At 61.0% G+C, this 19,756-nt stretch carries 17 protein-coding genes and 4 tRNA genes; 10 read left to right on the top strand and 11 right to left on the bottom strand.

Translation table 11 applies throughout. The annotated features are described in order from the left end of the window. Positions 1-13 precede the first annotated feature (13 nt). The 3 genes from betA to betI are packed head-to-tail and all read right to left on the bottom strand — an operon-like array spanning position 14 to position 3,876. Positions 14-1,720 carry a choline dehydrogenase gene (gene betA, locus ACFOEV_RS07665; protein ID WP_386772548.1) on the bottom strand — a complete coding sequence of 569 codons (1,707 nt, stop codon included), beginning with the start codon at positions 1,718-1,720 and terminating at the stop codon, positions 14-16. Between the two features lie 12 nt (positions 1,721-1,732). Next, positions 1,733-3,202, bottom strand: a complete 1,470-nt coding sequence (gene betB / locus ACFOEV_RS07670; protein ID WP_386772549.1) for a betaine-aldehyde dehydrogenase — start codon at positions 3,200-3,202, stop codon at positions 1,733-1,735. A 50-nt stretch (positions 3,203-3,252) separates the two neighbouring features. Beyond that, complete coding sequence (gene betI, locus ACFOEV_RS07675; protein WP_386772550.1) at positions 3,253-3,876, bottom strand: transcriptional regulator BetI; 624 nt, start codon at positions 3,874-3,876, stop codon at positions 3,253-3,255. Between the two features lie 249 nt (positions 3,877-4,125). On the opposite strand from betI, the gene choX reads away from it, so the two are divergent. The 5 genes from choX (at position 4,126) to ACFOEV_RS07700 (ending at position 5,730) form a co-directional block, all read left to right on the top strand. Then, positions 4,126-5,085, top strand: a complete 960-nt coding sequence (gene choX, locus ACFOEV_RS07680) for a choline ABC transporter substrate-binding protein (RefSeq protein ID WP_386772551.1) — start codon at positions 4,126-4,128, stop codon at positions 5,083-5,085. Positions 5,086-5,183: 98 nt separating this feature from the next. Beyond that, a tRNA-Met gene (locus ACFOEV_RS07685) sits at positions 5,184-5,260 on the top strand. Positions 5,261-5,427: 167 nt separating this feature from the next. Beyond that, positions 5,428-5,503: transfer RNA gene (locus ACFOEV_RS07690), tRNA-Asn, on the top strand. A 41-nt stretch (positions 5,504-5,544) separates the two neighbouring features. Then, positions 5,545-5,620 (top strand) — tRNA-Asn (locus tag ACFOEV_RS07695). A 34-nt stretch (positions 5,621-5,654) separates the two neighbouring features. Next, a tRNA-Asn gene (locus ACFOEV_RS07700) sits at positions 5,655-5,730 on the top strand. Between the two features lie 195 nt (positions 5,731-5,925). Here ACFOEV_RS07700 and ACFOEV_RS07705 read toward each other — a convergent pair. From ACFOEV_RS07705 to ACFOEV_RS07725, 5 genes are all read right to left on the bottom strand, one after another. Continuing rightward, positions 5,926-6,921 (bottom strand): ABC transporter substrate-binding protein, encoded by a 996-nt coding sequence (locus ACFOEV_RS07705; protein WP_386772552.1) that lies wholly within the window; start codon positions 6,919-6,921, stop codon positions 5,926-5,928. Then, positions 6,918-8,873 carry an MFS transporter gene (locus ACFOEV_RS07710; RefSeq protein WP_386772553.1) on the bottom strand — a complete coding sequence of 652 codons (1,956 nt, stop codon included), beginning with the start codon at positions 8,871-8,873 and terminating at the stop codon, positions 6,918-6,920. Before ACFOEV_RS07710 ends, ACFOEV_RS07705 begins: the two co-directional genes overlap by 4 nt. Then, positions 8,870-9,643, bottom strand: coding sequence for a hypothetical protein (locus ACFOEV_RS07715; protein WP_386772554.1), 774 nt, complete (start codon positions 9,641-9,643; stop codon positions 8,870-8,872). The genes ACFOEV_RS07710 and ACFOEV_RS07715 overlap by 4 nt, the downstream gene beginning before the upstream one ends. Next, on the bottom strand, positions 9,634-9,768 hold the full coding sequence (locus ACFOEV_RS07720; RefSeq protein WP_386772555.1) for a hypothetical protein: 135 nt from the start codon (positions 9,766-9,768) through the stop codon (positions 9,634-9,636). Before ACFOEV_RS07720 ends, ACFOEV_RS07715 begins: the two co-directional genes overlap by 10 nt. A 162-nt stretch (positions 9,769-9,930) precedes the next feature. Next, positions 9,931-11,307, bottom strand: coding sequence for a dihydrolipoyl dehydrogenase family protein (locus tag ACFOEV_RS07725; RefSeq protein ID WP_386772556.1), 1,377 nt, complete (start codon positions 11,305-11,307; stop codon positions 9,931-9,933). Between the two features lie 310 nt (positions 11,308-11,617). On the opposite strand from ACFOEV_RS07725, the gene dmeF reads away from it, so the two are divergent. The 3 genes from dmeF to ACFOEV_RS07740 all read left to right on the top strand — a co-directional run bounded on the left by dmeF (position 11,618) and on the right by ACFOEV_RS07740 (position 16,294). Next, the gene (gene dmeF / locus ACFOEV_RS07730) at positions 11,618-12,559 is read left to right on the top strand and encodes a CDF family Co(II)/Ni(II) efflux transporter DmeF (protein WP_386772557.1); all 942 of its coding nucleotides are present in this window, start codon (positions 11,618-11,620) and stop codon (positions 12,557-12,559) included. A gap of 542 nt (positions 12,560-13,101) precedes the next feature. Next, positions 13,102-14,766, top strand: a complete 1,665-nt coding sequence (locus ACFOEV_RS07735; protein ID WP_386773062.1) for a S10 family peptidase — start codon at positions 13,102-13,104, stop codon at positions 14,764-14,766. 295 nt (positions 14,767-15,061) lie between these two features. Beyond that, positions 15,062-16,294, top strand: coding sequence for a DUF4236 domain-containing protein (locus ACFOEV_RS07740; protein ID WP_386772558.1), 1,233 nt, complete (start codon positions 15,062-15,064; stop codon positions 16,292-16,294). Positions 16,295-16,420: 126 nt separating this feature from the next. Here the strand turns inward: ACFOEV_RS07740 and ACFOEV_RS07745 are convergent, their stop codons facing one another. The 3 genes from ACFOEV_RS07745 to ACFOEV_RS07755 all read right to left on the bottom strand — a co-directional run bounded on the left by ACFOEV_RS07745 (position 16,421) and on the right by ACFOEV_RS07755 (position 18,314). Next, on the bottom strand, positions 16,421-16,861 hold the full coding sequence (locus tag ACFOEV_RS07745) for a YybH family protein (protein WP_386772559.1): 441 nt from the start codon (positions 16,859-16,861) through the stop codon (positions 16,421-16,423). Between the two features lie 389 nt (positions 16,862-17,250). Continuing rightward, positions 17,251-17,628 (bottom strand): DnaJ family domain-containing protein, encoded by a 378-nt coding sequence (locus ACFOEV_RS07750; protein ID WP_386772560.1) that lies wholly within the window; start codon positions 17,626-17,628, stop codon positions 17,251-17,253. Positions 17,629-18,098: 470 nt separating this feature from the next. Next, positions 18,099-18,314, bottom strand: a complete 216-nt coding sequence (locus tag ACFOEV_RS07755; protein ID WP_386772561.1) for a hypothetical protein — start codon at positions 18,312-18,314, stop codon at positions 18,099-18,101. 287 nt (positions 18,315-18,601) lie between these two features. Here ACFOEV_RS07755 and ACFOEV_RS07760 point away from each other — a divergent pair, with 287 nt between their 5' ends. Together ACFOEV_RS07760 and ACFOEV_RS07765 are read left to right on the top strand one after the other, a co-directional pair. Further along, positions 18,602-19,003, top strand: a complete 402-nt coding sequence (locus tag ACFOEV_RS07760; RefSeq protein ID WP_386772562.1) for an antitoxin Xre-like helix-turn-helix domain-containing protein — start codon at positions 18,602-18,604, stop codon at positions 19,001-19,003. Positions 19,004-19,005: 2 nt separating this feature from the next. Further along, entirely contained in the window at positions 19,006-19,692 is a 687-nt protein-coding gene (locus ACFOEV_RS07765; RefSeq protein WP_386772563.1) for an RES family NAD+ phosphorylase, read from the top strand. Positions 19,693-19,756: the final 64 nt, after the last annotated feature.

Here is a 19,756-nt window from a genome sequence, read left to right on the forward strand (position 1 = left end):
GAAGTGGGCATTCTCAGGCGAGATCGAGGGTGTCTGCCCTGACCTTGGGCGCGCTGCGGGCGGGAGCCCCGTTGGCCACGTAGTAGGGTGCCTGCGAGCGTGGCAGAGGGGCGCGGCCGCGAATCTTGTCGGCCATTTTCTCGGCCAGCATGATGGTCGGTGCATTGAGGTTGCCGGTGGGGATCACCGGAAACAGCGAGGCATCCACCACGCGCAGGCCGTGAAGGCCATGCACACGGCCTGCACCATCGACGACCGCCATCTCGTCGTCACCCATCTTGCAACTGCCGCAGGGGTGATAGGCGGTTTCGGCGTGAGCGCGCACGAAGGCGTCCAGCTCCGAGTCGGACTGCACGTCAGGGCCCGGTGATATCTCGCGCCCGCGGTAAGGGTCCATGACGGGCTGTTGCATGATCTCGCGGGTCAGGCGGATGGCGTCGCGGAATTCCTGCCAGTCCTTGTCCCTGGACATGTAGTTGAACAGGATGCTCGGCGCCTGGCGCGGGTCGCGGGAGGTCAGGCGAACGCGCCCCCGGCTCTCGGAGCGCATCGAACCCACGTGGGCCTGGAAACCATGGGCCTGCACGGCACTCTTGCCGTTGTAGCTGATGGCGATCGGCAGGAAGTGGTACTGCAGGTTGGGCCACTCCTCCTCGTCGCGGGTACGGATGAAGCCGGCAGCCTCGAACTGGTTGCTGGCACCGACGCCGGTGCCGAGAAACAGCCACTCGGCGCCGATCTTCGGCTGGTTGACCCACTTCAGGGCTGGATACAGCGAGATCGGCTGCTTGCATTCGTACTGGATGTACATTTCCAGGTGATCCTGGAGATTCTCGCCGACACCCTTGAGGTCGTGGACCACGGGGATGCCCAATTCCACGAGGTGGTCGGGATTGCCGACGCCCGAGCGCAGCAGGATCTGTGGCGAGGCGATGGCACCGCCGCACAGCAGCACTTCGCGGCGGGCACGGGCTTCCACCGGTTGGCGCTTGTGTAGGTAGCTCACCCCCACGGCACGCTTGTCTTCGAACAGGATGCGATCGGTGGTGGCGTGGGTGACGATCGTCAGGTTGGGCCGTCCCTTGGCCTGGTCCAGATAGCCACGCGCCGTAGACGCACGCCGCCCGTTGGGGGTGACGAAGCGATCCATGGGGCCAAACCCTTCCTGCTGGTAGCCGTTGACGTCTTCGGTCCGCGGGTAACCGGCCTGCTCGCCAGCCTCGATAAAGGCGTGGTAGAGCGGGTTATTGCCGGCCTTGGGCGTGGTCACGCTGACCGGGCCGTCACCACCGTGATAATCGTTGGGGCCGATATCGCGCGTTTCGGCCTTTCTGAAATAGGGGAGGCAATCGGCATAGGTCCAGTCCTCGAGGCCCGGTGCCTTGGCCCAGTTGTCATAGTCGAGCGCATTGCCGCGGATATAGCACATGCCGTTGATCAGCGAAGAACCGCCGAGCCCCTTGCCGCGGCCACACTCCATGCGGCGGTTGTCCATGTGGGGTTCCGGGTCGGTCTCGAAGGCCCAGTTGTAGCGCTTGCCCTGCAACGGGTAGGCGAGTGCCGCCGGCATCTGAGTACGGAAATCGAAGCGGTGGTCCGGACCGCCGGCTTCCAGCAGCAGCACACTGACGTCGGCGTCCTCGGTCAGGCGAGTGGCCAGGACGTTGCCGGCCGAGCCGGCACCGATGATGATGTAATCGAATTCATGCACACGTGTCATTGACAAGCCTCCTCAGAACACCGACTCGAACGGCCCCATTTCCACCTGGATGGACTTGATCTGGGTGTAATGGTCGAGCGTCGAGATGCCGTTCTCGCGACCCACGCCGGACTGCTTGTAGCCCCCCACCGGCATTTCGGCGGGTGACTCGCCCCAGGTGTTGACCCAGCAGATGCCGGCCTCCAGGCGATGGATGGTGCGATGCGCACGGTTCAGGCTTTCGGTGAAGACCCCGGCGGCCAGGCCATACGGTGTATCGTTGGCGCGGGCGATGACCTCGTCCTCGTCGTCGAAGGTCAGCAGCGCCATCACCGGACCGAAGATCTCCTCCCGCACGATTCGCATCTCGTCGGTGCAATCGGTGAATACCGTGGGGGCGGCCCAGGCACCGGCGGAGAAGTCGTCGTCGACCATCGGTTCGCCACCGGCCAGGACGCGGGCGCCTTCCTGTTTGCCCAACGCGATATACGACAGCACTTTTTGCTGGTGCTCGAAGCTGACCAAGGGACCGAAATTGACTTCCGGGTCCAAGGGGTTACCGGCCTTGATGCGCGCCACGCGCTCCTTGATCCTGGCTTCGAACGCGTCCTTGATCGAACGGTGCACGAACACCCGCGTGCCGTTGGTACACACCTGGCCACTGGAGTAGAAGTTGGCCATCATCGCCGCATCGGCGGCACGCTCCAGGTCGGCGTCGTCGAACACGATCAGCGGCGACTTGCCGCCCAGTTCCATGGTCACGTCCTTGAGCGTCGAGCCGGCAGCCGCCGACATCACCTTCTTGCCGGTGCCGACTTCCCCGGTGAAGGAGATCTTGTCGAGTCCCTCATGGGCAGTGAGCATCTGTCCGACACGGCCATCGCCGTGTACCACGTTGAAGACACCATCCGGCAGGCCGGCCTCGGTGAAGATCTCGGCCAGTTTCATGGTGGTCAGCGGGGTGACCTCACTGGGCTTGAAGACCACGGCATTGCCGGCGGCCAGTGCCGGCGCCGATTTCCAGCAGGCGATCTGGATGGGATAGTTCCAGGCGCCGATGGAGCCGACCACGCCCAAGGGTTCGCGGCGTGTATAGACGAACGAGGACTCGCGCAGCGGGATCTGTGTGCCTTCGATGGCGGGTGCCAGGCCGGCGAAGTATTCGAGGGCATCGGCACCGGTGACGATATCCACCGCGGCGGTCTCGCTGATCGGCTTGCCGGTGTTGAGAGTTTCCAGTTCGGCCAGTTCGTCGTTGCGCTCCCGCAGCAGGCTCACGGCGCGGTTGAGAATGCGCGCACGTTCCAGGCCGGTCATGGCGGCCCACGTCTTCTGGCCTTCGCGGGCCGAGGCCACGGCCGTATCGACGTCGGCCTGCGAGGCCTGCTGGACCTCCGCCAGGAGTGTGCCATCGGTGGGGTTGATGACTTGGAACGTTTCTCCGGAGGTGGCGTCTACTCGACGCCCACCGATATAGAGTTGCTGGAGTTCGATTGTCGCCATGGGGTCCTCCTGTGGGAGATCGAAACCGGCCGCGCATGTGTTAGCGCGGGTCAGTCATTTGTTGTGACAGTGGTGTGTCGAGTCGTTGTTCGTCGAGCTAGTTGCGCGTCGAGATAGTCGTAGGCGAGCCCGCGAGCGCGATCGACATCCAGCCCTTCCGGTGCCATGGCGCCGCGTAGCCACAAGCCGTCGATCATCGCGGCCAGGCCACGAGCGGCTTGCCGTGCCTCTTCCTTGGGTAGGCAATGCCGAAATTGATGGCACAGATTGGAGTACAGCCTTCTGTCATTGACATGCTGAAGACGCTGAAGATCACGCTTGTGCATGCTGCTGGCCCAGAAGGCCAGCCAGGTTTTCATTACCGACTGGCTGACCTGGCTGCGATCGAAGTTGCCGTCGATAATGGCACGCAGATGGTCGCGCGGAGAATCGCTCGGTAACGCTTGACGTCGGCGTGCCACGGCCTCTCCAAGATCACTGAGGATCTGGCGCATGGTGGCTTCCAGCAACCCGTCCTTGCCGCCGAAGTAGTGGCTGATGATGCCGGCGGAGACACCGGCACGCCGGGCGATGCGCACTATGGTGGTATCGGCCAGGCCGGCTTCGTCGATCGCCTCCATGGTGGCCTGGATCAACTGGCGGCGGCGAATGGGTTCCATTCCGAGCTTTGGCACCGGTTTGTCTCCTTTCCGAGTCGCACTCACGGGGCTCTGTTCCTCATCGTTTCGATGGCAGAACCTGGCCGGAGGCCACTGCATCTTACTGTGGTTAGTATGCATCTTTTTTATTGAACGTTCAATCAATAAAAAAGATCGTGTCGTGATATGGTATGTTGGATTCGCTATGAACCGAGCTTAACAAGGAGGGGGACACCGAGTGTAATGGCGTGTCACAAGGGATAGGCCAGCAGGAGAAAGGAAGCGATGAGCAAGCCATTGAAGAACTCCCTATCGATTCTGAGTGCGGTCGCATTGATCTTGAACGCGACTTCGCTGCTGGCGCAGGAAGCGGTGAGCTGCCAGACGGTGCGGTTTGCCAAGGTGGACTGGACCGATATCACGGCCACGACGGCGCTCACTCGTGAGGTTCTCGAGGCCCTCGGCTATGACACTCGCGTCGAAACCGTCTCGGTCCCGCTCGTCTATTCCGGTCTGCGCTATAACGATTTCGATGTCTTTCTCGGCAACTGGATGCCATCGATGGCGTCGATCAGCGATCCCTATATCGAGCAGGGCGATGTCGACCGGGTGGCTGCTAACCTGCACGGTGCCAAGTATACGCTGGCGGTACCGCAATATGTCCATGATGCGGGGGTGACCTCGGTGGCCGATCTGTCCGAGCATGCCGAACGATTCGAGGAGCGCTTGTATGGCATCGAGGCCGGCAATGACGGCAACATGATCATTCAGGACATGATCGATGATGACGCCTTTGGGCTTGGTGACTGGCGGCTGATCGATTCCAGCGAGGCCGGCATGCTGGCTGAACTGCGCTCCAAGGTCGAGCGCGGGGAGTGGATGGTATTCCTGGGATGGCAGCCTCATCCGATGAACATCAATTTCGACATCGCCTATCTGGAAGGCGCCGATGACTACTTCGGCCCCGACCGGGGCAGGGCAATCGTCTATACCAATACGCGTGCCGGTTATGTCGAAGAGTGTGCCAATGTCGGGGTGCTGCTCGAGAATCTGGAATTCACGCTGGAAATGGAAAGTCGGTTGATGAGGGCGATCATGGAGGAAGGCGAGGGCCCGCGTGATGCCGCGCGCGCCTATCTGCAGGACAATCCCGAGGTGCTTGCTGAGTGGCTCGACGGCGTATCTAGCGTGGATGGTGAGGACGGCCTTGCGGCGGCTAGGGCGGCACTGAATATCGAAGACTGACGTGTGGCGCGACGGGCTTGCCAAGGGGCAGGCCCGCGTGCATAATGCGCCCCCGTTGTCGGCGATCCCCGGGCCACCGGTGAGAATGGCCGTCAGCCGGCTACGTAGCTCAGCTGGTTAGAGCACATCACTCATAATGATGGGGTCCCCTGTTCGAATCAGGGCGTAGCCACCAAGCTGAATAGCGAAACGCCCGTCTGGCTCAGCCAGGCGGGCGTTTCATTTTGCCGTGCCGTGTCGCGGCTTTTTTCCTCGCTGCGCATGGACTTGCGTTCATGAAGCCGAATGTCCGCTTGACCTTCGTAATATGATCCGTATACTACGTCGCGTGTTCCGGGTCGTTCCCCGATAGCTCAGTTGGTAGAGCAAGTGACTGTTAATCACTGGGTCGCAGGTTCGAGTCCTGCTCGGGGAGCCAACACCCACGGAACACAGGTAGGTAGCTGATTTTGATGAGATTCCTCGATAGCTCAGTTGGTAGAGCAAGTGACTGTTAATCACTGGGTCGCAGGTTCGAGTCCTGCTCGAGGAGCCAACCTACCGCCTGCCTTTCCGCGTATGCCGGTCGTTCCCCAATAGCTCAGTGGGTAGAACAAGTGACTGTTAATTGCTGGGTCACAGGTTCGAGTCCTGTTCGGGGAGCCAGATCCGATCAGGCACTCATTACCCGGTCAGTCCTCTACCCGCCCCAATGTCCCTCTGTGGACTGATGATCGCGTAAGCTCTGATGCCGTCTGTGCACTCGTCTCCCCTCAACGGAGCCGATGAGCTTCGCTGGGTGTGACGCACCTGGCACAGAGCATCGGACTTGGGAGGCCAGCTACCTACCGGACAAGGGCCTCATCTGACGATTTCCGCGACTTGCAGGAAGGAGACGGGTGGAGCGATGCCGAGCTTCTTGGCCGCTTCGGAATTCACGACATAAGCAAACTCGGTGACGCGCGCGATCGGCAGATCGCCGGGTGTCGCGCCATCGCGGAGGATCCGCAGCGCCTGTTCGCCTGCGGTGTGTCCCACGTCCCGGGCACGGGCGGCGATCGACACGAGGCCCTGGCCGTCACGCACGACCTCTTCATAAGGGCTCAGGATCGGCAGGCCATGCTCGATCGCCGCGGCCGTGAAGGCCGCTCGCTGCGCCCGCAGCACCGTGCTCGACCCGACATAGATGAAATCGACCCCGGCCTCGGCCAGCGCCGCGACGCCGCCCGGGATCAGCGCGGGATCGGGCGCCTCGTCATTTCCCGGGTCGATCTCGAGCGCGGTGAGCTCGAAGTCCATCTCCTGCGACAATCGGCGCATTTCCTCGACCTTGATCAGCGAGTTCCTCTCGTTGCTGTGAAACAGGATGCCGAGATGATCGAACTCGGGCTGGATCGTGCGGATCACGCGAATGTTCACCGCCTCGGGAACCCGGTTGAATGTGCCGGTGACGTTACTCCGGCCGCTTCGCTCGAAACTTTCGGCGATGCCGGTGCCGAAGGGATCGGCTACATACATGAAGACCAGCGGCCGGTCCGTGACGTATTGCTGGTTCCCGGTATCGGAAATTCGCCCCGCCATGCCCAGCGTCACGCTGGTGCCGAAGGTCAGGACCAGATCGGCGTCGAGCGCCCGGGCCTCCTCGACGAAACCGGGGAGCGCTGCCCTGTCCTGGCGGGCGTCGCGGATCAGGACCTCGGCGCCGATTCCGGCGCCCTCGATGGTCTCGACGAAGGCTTCGCAGCCGTCGGTGCAGCCATCCCAGAACACCGCATAGACGATTTTCTCGGCGGCGAGGGCCGGTCCTGCCACCAGGCAAAGCAGTGCGACCGGCAAAGCTCTTAGCAGTGTGTTCATGAAATATCCCCTTTGGATTTCAGGGCCTCGCCGGCGCGGCGCGTGGGCACCAGCCGTCCCGCCGCCAGCACGACAAGACCCGCGAGCATCAGCCAGCCAAGACTGGCCACGGCCTGGTCGTAGCCCACGGTTTCCACCACCATGGCACAGGCCAGAAGCCCCGCGATCGCGGCCAACCGCTCCACGAGTCGCAGCGTTCCGAGAACCCGGTTGCGTGCGCCGTGCACGTCGCTGGTCTCGGCCAGCTTGATCGCCTCGGCATATTGCGGCGCGTCACAGATCGCGTTGCCGATGCCGAGGATCACGACGGACAGCGCCATTGCATAGATCCCGGACCAGAACGACAGCGACAGGAATGCCACTGCGGCAAGCGCCATCCCCGCGAACAGCAGCGGCATCCGGCCGATCCGGCCGTCGGCGAGGCGCGACGCGACCGGGCCTCCCAGCATCCGCGCCAGGAAATACAGCATCACCACGCGGCCGATATTGGCCATCCGCGTGCCGGAATCGTCGAGGATCACCGGCACCAGATACCAGACGAAGACGGACATCCCGACATTGACCGGCACCGCCACGCCGAGGATCAGCGTGGGGACGCGGAGATTGGCGAAGACAGCCCAGCCATGTCCCTCCTGCGAGACCTGCTCCGACGCGGTGGTCCGCTTGCCCACGTCGCGGACGAGAGTTCCCGCCCCGAGCAATCCGGACAGGAAGACGAGCCCGGCGCCGACGAAGAAGGTCGGGGCCGGGCCCATCCGGTCGGCCAGGACGCCGCCCAGGGCCGAGCCGCAGAACGCGCCGGCGATCAGCACGAACAGGAAGCTGCCGACCGCCTGCGCATCCGCGTCCTCGGGTGCCGTGCGGATTGCGTACTCGAGGCAGGCCACGGTCGCGACGCCGTAGATCAGCGCCATGACCCCATGCCAGAAGGCGATGCCGAGGACGCCACCGCTGAGGCCGACGCCGACCATGGCCGCGGCGGTCAGCGGCACGCAGGTGAGGAACAGGTCGCGCGGGGCGATCCGGTCTGTGAGCGTGCCGCCGAACGGGGCGATGATCGCGAGCGCGAGCAAATAGGTGACCAGCGGTGCGGTCGCGGCCAGATCCCCCGCCAGCCATTCGGCGCCGCCGGCCTCGCGGGCATAGATTGGCATGAAGGCGGTGGAGATCTCGGTCCCGAGCGAGAACAGGAAGGCCGGCATGCGGACATCGACGAAATAGGCCTGGCCGAGTCGCTTCACGGCGGCGGTCTGTCGGGCGGCGACGTCCTGGGCGCGGTCCGACAGCCGCCACGCGATCCGCGCCAGACTGCCGGCGTCACGCGGCGGGATCACATGGGTGAACTGGCCTGCCACCTGCTGGCGCAGCAGCGTGTCGACCCGGTCGAGCGGCTTGCCGACGGCGCCTGCGGTCACCCAGATCACCAGCTCGAAGGACAACAGCACGGCGATCAGCCCGATCACGCCGATATCGAGAAACACGTCGGTGAGATGGGTTTCGGCGACGTGCGGATTGAGGTCGATGCGCAGCTCGCCGATGATCGTGTTGCGTCGCAGGATCATGTGCGTGACCGAGTCCGCCGACAGGTCGGGCCGGATCAGCGGCTCGGGACCGGCCTCGGTGTTGCGCGTGGCGACGGCGACTTCCGTGCCCGCGCGATCGAGGAGCGTGATGCGCTCGACCTCTTCGAACTGGGCGATGACCTGGTCGAGATAGGCCTCGGTGCCGGCGATGGCGCCGAGCTCCAGCCCGAGATCGAGGGCGGATTCGAGATCCTCGCGCACGATGGCGCCGATCAACTGGGACCGGCTCTCGAACTCGGGTTTCAGGTCGGCCTCGAACAGCCGTGTTGCCGTCCACGCCATCAACACCAGCGACAGGCCCAGCAGCAATCCGGCCCAGAGGATGACCCGGCGCGCCGACAGCCGACCCGGCTGGACCGACCGGCTCATTGTGACGGCGCGTCGCTGGAGGCCCCGATTGCCGCCTCGTAGGCCACTTCCGACCGGCGCAACAGATCGTCGAACTCCGCGCTGCTGAGGCCGAGCCCGCGGACCGGCGCGACCTGCACGACATAGGGGGTACCCCGCCGCCAGAACCGCCGCTCGAACCGGTCATAGGTCTCCAGAAGGGCCTCGACGATGCCCACGTGCTCGCGCAGCGCCAACCGCGTCAGCAGCGCCGTGGCCAGTCCCGTCGCCAGCAGGATAGCCAAGGCCGCGACGCCGAGGCTCGCCGCCATGGCCCGCACCTGGGTTCTGGACAGCGCCCTGGAATATTCGACCACGACCCCGCCGGCCGGCGTGCCCGTCGCGGTGGAGAAGGCGCTGCTCAGGACGAAGCTGGACCCGGTCTCGACATGCAGGCTCTCGCCCGGCCGCGCCGGATCGGCCAGCGTAATGCTCCCGGTCGGCGCGCCGCCGCCGGTGCTGTGCACGATTGCCCCGTCCGGCCCGTACACCTGGACCGCGATAATGGCGCTGTCACTCTGCCGGACTTCCTCCAGAACGGCCTGGGCGTTGCGCACCGTCGCGACCGGCAGACCGAGTTCGGCCACCGATTCGAACGGCGGCTTGATGCCGTCCACCAGCACCGAGACCCGATCGCGCACGAGGCCGGACAGGATGGCATCGAATTGCAGCGTGGCGATGACCACGAACACCGCGAGCGCCAAGAAATTGACGACGCAGAGCGCGGCGACGACACGCCAGATCAGGCCCAATTCTCGAGCTGGCCCGTCCAGCTGAAGAAAAAGGTGGACATGACTCGATTGTCCGCGCGGCGCGCCGCTGCAAGTTGCTCTTCGCCATGACGGGTGGTGCCTGAGAGCTTTTCACCCAGCTCCATGAGGCCTCCCTGCGTTCTTTGCTGTTTTTGTACGCACTAACCTTAGGCTAGACCTCCTCTGGAGTTGCCGCTAAAGGGCCTGAGTCACAGGGAATCAACGATGAGTCCTCATGACCGAGCGATAGGTAGCTTTTGCCAGTCGATCCGCTCCCGGACCGGCTCCTACGCCGAGGCGTCGAACACCTGCTTGACCAGCTCGGCGAGCGTCGGGTGGATGTGGATGCTGTCACGCACCCGCTCCGCCTTGGCCCCCGGGGTGTTCATGGCGACCACCACCTCGTGAATGAGATCGGCTGCCTGGGGCCCGACCAGATGGAAGCCCAGGATTCGATCGCTGCCCTTCTCGACCAGCAGTTTCGCAAAGCCCGGTGGTGAACCGACGATCTTGCCCTTCGCAAAATCGGCGTAATTCTTCCGGGCCACGGTGTAATCGAGGCCCTGGTCGCGACAGGCGCGCTCGGTTAGCCCGACCGAGCCGATCTGCGGGTTGCTGAACACGGCGTGCGGGTTGGCGGTGTAGTCGACGGTAAGGGAGGCACCGTGCGCGTTGTGGTAGGCAAGCTCACCTTCGTAGCTCGAGGTGTGCTTGAACATTCCCTGTCCGATGACGTCGCCATAGGCATAGATGTCGGGGTGCGTGGTCCGAAGCCCGTCGTCGACCATCACGAAGCCGCGGTCGTCAAGCTCGACCCCCGTCTGCTCCAGCGCGAGTCCATCGGTGTTGGGACGCCGACCGGTGGCCAACAGGATCTGATCGCCGAGCACGGTACGCTCGCCGTCGTCGGTGGTGACGACCAGGCCGCACTGCCCATCGCGCACCAGCGCCTGGCGTGCCTCGGCTTGCAGCAGGAGCTCTACCCGCTTGCCAAGCTCCTGCGTGAACAGTGCCCGCACGTCGTCGTCTTCGGCCAGCAGGCATTCGGAATGGTCGATCAGTGTTACGCGGGTGCCCAGGGCGGAGAAAAAATGGGCAAACTCGCAGCCGATGTAGCCGCCGCCGAGGATGATCAGGTGCTCGGGCTGCTCGGTGAGGTCGAAGATGACGGACTCGTTGGTGAGGAACCCGCTCTCCGCCAACCCGGGGAGCGGCGGGATCGCGGGTCGTGCGCCCGCAGCGATGAAGATCCGCTCTGCGGTCAGCTGGCTCCCATCCTCCATCTCGATCAGTTTGTCGTCCACAAAACGCCCCTGGCCATAGAAGGGGGCGAAGGCGCCTTCCACCCAGCGGCGCACGGCGGCGGCGTCGTCCTCGCGCCGCCGGCGGACCGTTCCGAGAACGGCCTGGAAGTCGACGCGAACCGACGACTGATCCAGGTGGATACCAAAGTCCCCGGCGTACCGGATCGTCTGCATCACTTCGGCAGCCTGAATCAGGCCCTTCGTCGGGATGCAGCCGCGGTTCACGCAGGTACCGCCGAGCTGGTCGGGACGGTCATCGACCAGCGCGACTGACTTGCCGTCCTGCCGAGCGTAATAGGCGGCAGTCAGGCCGGAGCCGCCGCCGATGCAGATCACGTCGTAGCGCTCAATCGCAGCCATGGTGTTCCTCCACGCGTCACTGCGCGGCGCGAGTACGGGGCTGGGGCATCGGACGCCAAAACGAGATCCGCCACCCTGTGCCGCGCTCGATGTGGTTCGGCCGGCCTTGTCGAGGTCGGCGATCAGGTTCTGCTTTTGCGAGTGTAGTTCACTCTATGCCCGTCACAGGGGGCGAAAGATGGCTTCAGGAGCCGGTCACAATAACGTGAAATGATGCACTGAAGATTGGCGTGTTGTAGTCGCGTCCCATTGTGGGCCTTGTCTATCATCGATGAATGGATGCGTTAGCCAACCAAGGAGGACGACTGTCATGCACCATCACAACCTGAGCGCCTGGCAGCACGGCCATACCTTCGAACAGGATCGGGTCCGTGTCGGAGAGAGACGCACCCGGCTCGTCGTGGTCCTCACCTTGGTGACCATGGTCGTCGAAATCGCGGCCGGCCTGCTTTACGGTTCGATTGCGTTGCTGGCCGATGGGCTGCACATGGGCTCGCATGCAACGGCGCTCGGCATTGCTGCCTTCGCCTATGCCTACGCTCGTCGCCACGCACGGGATGACCGCTTCAGCTTCGGCACTGGCAAGGTCAATGCGCTGGGTGGTTTTGCCGGGGCGGTGCTGCTGGCCGGATTCGCCCTCTACATGGGCATCGAGAGTGTGGCCCGATTCGTCAATCCCGTGGATATCGTATTCGACAAGGCCATTGCCGTGGCCGTCATCGGTCTCGCCGTCAACGGTGTGTCAGCCTGGATTCTCGGAGGCGGGGACCATCATCATTACGCTGAGCATTCCGGTCATCAACATTCCGACCACAACCGTCGGGCGGCCTATTTCCATGTCCTGGCGGACGCCTTGACCTCGTTCCTGGCGATCGTCGCGTTGCTGGCGGCCAAGTATCTCGGTTGGCAATGGATGGATCCGGCCATGGGCCTCGTCGGTGCCGTGCTGGTGACCCGTTGGTCCTGGGGCTTGCTGCGCGATAGCAGCCAGGTGTTGCTCGACCGGCAGGCTAGAGCGCTGGCTCCTGAGGTTCGCGACCTCCTTGAAGGTGGCACCAGTGATCGGATCAGTGATCTGCATATCTGGTCGATCGGGCCCGGGATCTACGCGGGGATCATCGCCCTGGTGTCGGACCAGCCCCAGCCGCCCCACGTGTATCGAAGCAAGCTGGAAGCCAGACTCCCCGAGCTGGTTCACACCACGATAGAGGTCGAGCCTTGCACCGATATCGGCCACGTCTCGGCCGCCTAGTATTCGAAAGACGATCCTATTGACGGCGGCACCGCCGATGGGGATTGCCATACCGACCAGCACCCCGACCTGAGGCGGGATCGCCGTTTGCTCCAAACGATTCCCGGCATCGGGTCCGCCGTCTCGCTCAGGCTATTGGCGCTTTACCATATTAGGTGTCATGTATCTCATTTCTCTGGATATCCGCGAACGCTTCCGCGATGCGGGGTGGTGCGGTGGGGCTAGGTACGTATGAAGAGCATATACTGTGAGTCAGCTGAGCCACCCGGGAGCCTGCGCTTTGTCTGAAAACTGCCTGCGCTCGATCATACGGCGTTAAAAATCAGCTCAAAATACTCATTTACACCCCATAAACTCCGTCTTCTCGCTGATTTTTGCCTTGTCTGATCATCGCTCGACGACTTTTCAGAAAAAGCTTGGAGACAGAACGCCAGCTCGGATGTTCTTTGGCGAGTACCCCGGAACCCTGAAAACTGTGGGTGCTGCATTTGTTATTTGAATCCAGTAACTAAAATCCATAGGGCAAGAGGCTAGTGGAAAATATGCGTCGTCATAGTCAGTTGCAAAAACCTGGTTTTTCCAAGTGGATTATGCCGTGGGGAGTTGCTTTTCTGCTAGCTTATGGTCCGGTTCTGGCACAGGAGGTTTTGCCTGACACCAAGATTCCGGAGTCACAAGAAATCGAGACACCACATGACCAGGGAAAGGGTAACGATAGTGGTAGAACCACTGCTAAAGATATTGACCGCGATGCCGAAAATTCCCAATCCTCACGTTCTCAACAGATGGATGCTGCGTATGCTCGCCCACCTATTACCGAAGTTGCCAAAACGACAAGCCATTCCCTCGAAGTGCGTGGTGAAACGATTGTTTATGAGGCGACTGCCGGGACACTGACAATTCGCGATGATAAGGGCATGCCCACCGCCAGTGTGTTCTACGTTGCCTATACGGTGGCGCATGAAGATGATCAGCCCCGACCGGTGACCTTTTTCTACAATGGAGGCCCAGGCTCGGCGAGCCTATGGCTTCATATGGGATCGTTTGGTCCTGTGCGTGCCAAAACCGATGAACCGAAATCACTGGGCTCACCTCCCTATGAATTAGAGACCAATTCGGAGACTTTGATTGACAAGACCGACATGGTGTTCATCGATGCCGTAGGTACCGGCTATTCTCGACCCCTTGATGGCACGGGGATGGATGAATTTACAGGGGTCGATCAGGACGCAGAGGCCTTTTCCAGAGCTATCATACGTTATGTGACACTCAACAAACGCTGGAATGCGCCGAAATTCCTGTTAGGTGAATCGTATGGTGCCACGCGCTCCGCAGTAGTTGCCAATTTGCTGGAGTCTAGAGGAGTGGCGGTTAACGGCGCCATCCTGTTATCACCGATTCTCGACTATACAGTACTCGATAGGGATCGATATTACGTCAACATGCTGCCAACTTATGCGGCAGCGGCATGGTATCACGATAAGGTCGTGAACAAACCAGAAAATTTGGAAGATTTTATACAGCAGGCGAGAGAGTTTTCTGGTGACACCTATGTCCAAGCCTTGGCTGAAGGGGATCTCATCAGTGAAGCAAAGGCCAACGAGGTTGCACAGCAGATGAGCCATTTTATCGGCCTTTCTGCCGCCTATCTTCTACAATCCAATCTTCGTGTTCCCGAATGGCGTTTTCGCAAGGAGTTGCTTCGTGATCAACGTTTGACGATTGGACGTTTCGATGCTCGGTACACGGGTATGGACGAAGATGCTGCTGGTGGGAGGGCAGGAATGGATCCCTCAGAAACGGCGGTCAAAGGTGCTTATCATGCGTTACTTCGGGACTATCTAGTACGTATGCTAGAGTATGACAGCGATCTTGATTATAGAGTTCTTCATCAGGGCGAGGTGGGTGAATGGGATTGGAGTCACAACCGGCATCAGTCTCCTAAGGCTACTGTTGATCTGTCCGAAGTGATACGAAAAAACCCGCACTTCAAAGTTATATCTTTGAACGGTTATTATGACCTTGCAACACCATTTCTCGGTACGGAATACGATCTTTCACACTTGAGTCTCGAACCAGTGCTGCGACAGAATATCAGCATTAGGTACTATCCATCCGGCCACATGATTTATCTCAATCCCGATGCTTTAGCAGAGATGCGGAATGATGTTGTTGAATTTTTGGAGGAGGCGATAGGCGATCGCTAGCTAGCATTGCGCACGCTGCGATAAATATATCAGGCATCAGTGGATTATAAGGCGCAGATCAAAGAATGGTTGTGGAACGATAAGAAGAGACTTGATGCCTTATGACGTCCAACACCTGTTGTGACCTGATGTTACGGATGAAGCTCTGGGTGTGGCAGTAACCGATGTCCTGACGAAAAATTGCATCTCGCTTTGGAACAGTATGCTGGATTCTTCGACCAGGAGAGGGTATTCCATTATACCCGTGAGGCAGTAAGCTGTAGGCTTTCCAGCAGCGTCCGACAGGGAGATCACCGTGGGCTTTCGCTTCCAGCGCCGTATCCGCCTGGCACCCGGTATACGTCTCAACGCCAGCAAGAGCGAGCTGAGGCTCTCGGTTGGACCCCGCGGTGCTAGCCCGAACGTCGGATCAAGCGGCGTCCATGACCACGCAAGAATTCTCGGTACCGAGTTGGCTGACGGTGCGGAGCACGATAAGCGTGGTAAGCAGGAGAGCCCCGCTGGTGTCTCAGAGAGTGAACGCCGCCCGGTGCGTGCCCTGGAGGCCTTGTTGAAGGAAGGAGGCAGTCTGCCGTTACGGCTCGAGATCAATAAGTCAGGGGACATCAGCTATCGGCATGGCGATGGGACGCCGATGGGCGCCCATGACGCCAGACTGCTGCGCCGTCATGCTGGCGATGGGATCCGTGAGCAGTTGTCTACCCACTGTGAGCGGCTCAATGCCGATCTCGAAAGCCTGGCGCTGTTGCATGTTCAGACACCACCGCCGGGTCGCCACATGGGTTATCAGCCATGCCATTTCCCGGAGCCACCACCAGCATTTCCGATACTGCAGCAGCCGACCAGGTGGCAGCAGCTATGGCCAGCGGCTCGCCGTCGTATCGAAGAGGAGAATCTCCGGCGTGAGGAGGTCCATGAAAAGGCCTACCGCGCCTGGGAGTGGGACAAGGCCGAGCACGATAGCCGGGAGTTTGCCCGGGAGCAGCGCGAGACCCATGCTGTCCTGGACAATTTGGAGGCCATGGAACAGACCCTGGCCGAGCGGCTCGAGGAGATTTCTTGGCCACGAGAGACAGTCGTCGATTTCGACTTTGGGGATGACGCTCGTACCATCGCCGTGGATATCGATCTACCTGGCGAAGACGAGATGCCCGACCGGCAATGGACGATGCCCGTCAAGCGTCTCAAGCTGACTCCCAGAAAGCTCAGCGCCACCCGTCAGCGCAAGCTCTATAACGACTATGTGCACGGAGCGGTTTTCTTTGTACTTGGGACCGTCTTCGCCCGTCTACCCAAAGTGGAGCGGGCAGTGGTCTCCGGCTATCGCCAAGTCACCGATCCTGCCACAGGTGACAGCCGCGACCAGTATCTCTACACCATCAAGGTCGCCCGAAAAGAATGGGAGCGGATTCACGTCGACCAACTGGAGCAGGTCGGTCCGGCTCACGCACTCGATGCATTCACCCTACGTCGCGACATGACCAAGACAGGCATCTTCCGCGATATCGAGCCGTTCGGGTTGGGTTGACGGTGGGGTGCCGGCATCACCAAAGACACGCCTGTCATCGTCACGTACCAGGTCGGCTGCCACGGTGACATCGGCCACGCGACGCCTCTTGCCTCCACGCCCCGGGAAGACGCCCAGCAGACGCGTCTAGTTGAAGGTATGCACCTTCAGCCGCAGACTGCCGTCGTCCTGTTTCTTGAAGACGTGCGTCGCTATGCCGCTGAAGGCCGCCGGTGCTCCCGCATCATCCTTTCCCTCCGCGGACCATTTTGCGGTCGACACGACCAGCTCGCCATCGTTGATGGCCTCGATCAGCTCGAGCTTGTGCCCGGTCACGCCGTTCGCGAACAGACCGGCGAAGAACTCCTCGACCCCCGAGGGTCCCTTGATGATGTCGTGACTCGCCGGCAGGAATAGCGTGTCTTCGGTATACAAGGATGCAAGGCTCTCGGCATCGGTCTCGTTGAACGTGGCATCCCATTTGGCGTAGGCGGCGCTGACGTCCTCCTCGAGCGATCCGGCCTGGACTGTGATCGGCATCAGGAGTGCGATGCAGACGGCAAGTGTCGCGATGCGTAACGGTGTCATGGCTTCCTCCTCGGGCTTTGCCGCAGTAGCCCTGGCCAAGCCGGCTGCCGACGCAACGTCAGCCGTGGCGAGATCCCACAGCGGCAGTGTAGTGCGGTAGGGAGTAATAATAGTAACTATACACACGAACTAGTGTGCGCACCTCTTTTGAATGGAACGAGTTTAGGGGAATTCAACTCCGGTGTAAGTAATGTATGGGATGGATAATCTATTATGATATCAAAAATGAAAAGAATAAGTGTGAGGCTGGTTTTTAACATTCACAAAAAGTGTATGGGGTGAGGAATGAAGAAGTGAATATTCAATTCCACTCTGCCAACTGCTGGTTGGCTTTGAGCCGCTGGCGTTGGTGGAGAACCCCTTCAAAAATTCCTGACAAGTCGCTGTGTTCATCGATCAGGGCCCTCCTTATCCAACCGCTTGATCAGTTTGGCTCGATATTCGCCCCGCTCCAGCAACAGGCTCGGGGCATGCCCCTGTGCCTGCAAACGGGCACGCAGCAAATTGAGACGAGCGCAGGCCTGTTCCCGCTCCTCGTCCTGGTCCAGACGGGCGATCAGACTTTCCACCTCGCGGATTTCGCGCACCAGCTCCATCTCTGGCGGCAAATAGCCGGCATTTTTCAACAGCCGGTAACCGGCCCGAAGCTCTGCAGGAACCATGCTGTCGTCATCCAACTGCAACGGCTTGCCACTACCCGGCAAGCGATCAAGTTCGCCGTTTTCAAGGGCGTTTTGGATATGGGCTTCCGCCAGCTGATCGACCAAGGACATGCAGTATTTCCCCCAATATACGGATAGCAGTTCACACGGCCTCTGTCGCTGAGCATAACATCTTCAATAGTGTTGCGACTGGACTCCCTCGGCTGGGTGGAGGAGGGTACCGCCGATCTGGGTATCCCGTTTCGCCAGCAGGGGCAGGATTCCCGGCTGGAGGAGCAGGTATCGGTGGTCGGACGCGATCACTCCCTGGTCTGCCTGACGGCCCCGGACGCAAGTGACTTTGCCGCCCACCGCCAGCTGATGATCGCCTCGCAGACCCGCAACGAGTCCAATGCTCCTCTCGGTGCCCGTTTATGCGGTGCGGGGGTAAGCGATTTCCCACAATCGCGACAGGAAATCTCTTGTGGAGACGTATTTGTGATTTTGCTAATATTGATGGCTGCGCAGGACGCGCATGTCAGCACTGCTAGGGAAAGCCGGCTGCCACTGCCAGGGAGGGCGGTGGCTTAGCTGATTCATCCCGGCTTGTTGCGTACGGTGATGACGTCATGGCCGCGCACCCACACGCGCTCTCTATGGGCAATGGCCTGACTCGCGGCACGTGCCTGCTCCTCTGTTACCTCAAAGAACGCATCGTCCTCCGTCTCCACGTAGGGATAGTCGAGAATCGCTCCTTCGTGAATGGCGGCGACCTCGCCTGCTGTTAGCTGTCGGGCTTTCTTGATTCTCATCTGCACCCCTCATCGGCGGGGAGGCTGTCGCTGGGGTAGCGCACGGCATTCCCCCTCTTACGCCTCGTCAGCCAGGCACCTTCCCATGGCCGTGTTCCTCGAATGCCTCCTGCCATGAGTCTAGCTCTGGCGCACTAGCCTGAGCGAAAGCCAGTGTGGCCAACGGCGCGCGCCGCCACTGCAACTGGCGGCTTCCTGTTAGTATTTCCCTTGTCACTTAATTCGCATGAGGATTTTGTGGGTGCTATAGTTCATATGTGAATTTGTCTCCGGCGGGAGGAACAACCATGAATGCTGAAGAACTGCTTGAACGCCCTGATACGACCAGCCCCGAGGCCGGTCGAGTGGCACTGAAATTCTTCTTCAATGTCATGGAGCTGTGGGGCTGCACGCCGGCTCAGCAGCGTGTCCTGCTGGGAGGTATCGGCAATACCACGTACCACAAGTACAAGAAGCTGCCCCGGGTCCGGCTGCCACACGACACCCTTGAGCGTATCTCCTACCTCATGGGCATCCATAAGGCGCTGCGGATCATCTTCAGCAATAGCCCTGGGAAAGCCTCCGAGTGGGTGCACAAGGCGAATGCCGCGCCCCCGTTCAATGGCCAGTCTGCACTTGACTACATGCTGAACGGTCGAGTCATCGATCTGGCGGATATCCGTCGCTACCTAGACGGCGTCAGGGGGTGAGCGTGGCGGAAACGCGTACCCCGGAATGGCAGAATGCCTATCGCATCATCAACAGCGCCTATCCCCCGATCGATGTGTTCGAGGACACCCTGGATCCGGAAGACCTGGAGTTCGCCTTCGCGATCGAAGCGATGACAAACGACAGGTTGCTCGAGGAGGCTGGGCGGCTAGCCCGGATCCCGCCGGGTGATCGGGTCTCGGGCCCCGGATCCAGTCCCATCATGGCGGCATTTACTCATGTCGGTCGTCCGTCACGCTTCACCGACGGGACCTATGGCATCTACTACTGTACCAGTACCATGGATGCAGCCATTGCCGAAACCCGCTACCACATGGCCGAGTTCCTGGCAGCGACCCGTGAAGCCACCGTCGAAATCACCATGCGGTCCTACATCAACACCATCACCAAGGCATTGCACGACGTGCGCGAGGGCCATCCCGAGTTGCATGATCCTGCTCCGGCCACCTACTCCCGAGGCCAGGCCTTTGCCTCGCGTCTCAGAGCGGAAGGCTCATGGGGCCTCCTCTATCACAGCGTCAGGGCGCCGGGACAGGAGTGCGCAGCCGTCTTTCGTCCTCCCGCGCTGAGTATTCCGGTGCAGGGGCCTCATCTTCGCTATCTCTGGGATGGCAAGGCGCAGGCCATTACCCATGTCCTGGAAATTACCGAACGCTGGGAAGGTGGTTGATCACCGGCTAGATGCCAATGTTGTCGTCATACTTCCGTGCCCCAGGGTTCGATCGTCGCTTTCT

Origin of the sequence: Litchfieldella rifensis, assembly GCF_042646605.1 — a bacterium.
Taxonomy (GTDB): domain Bacteria; phylum Pseudomonadota; class Gammaproteobacteria; order Pseudomonadales; family Halomonadaceae; genus Litchfieldella; species Litchfieldella rifensis.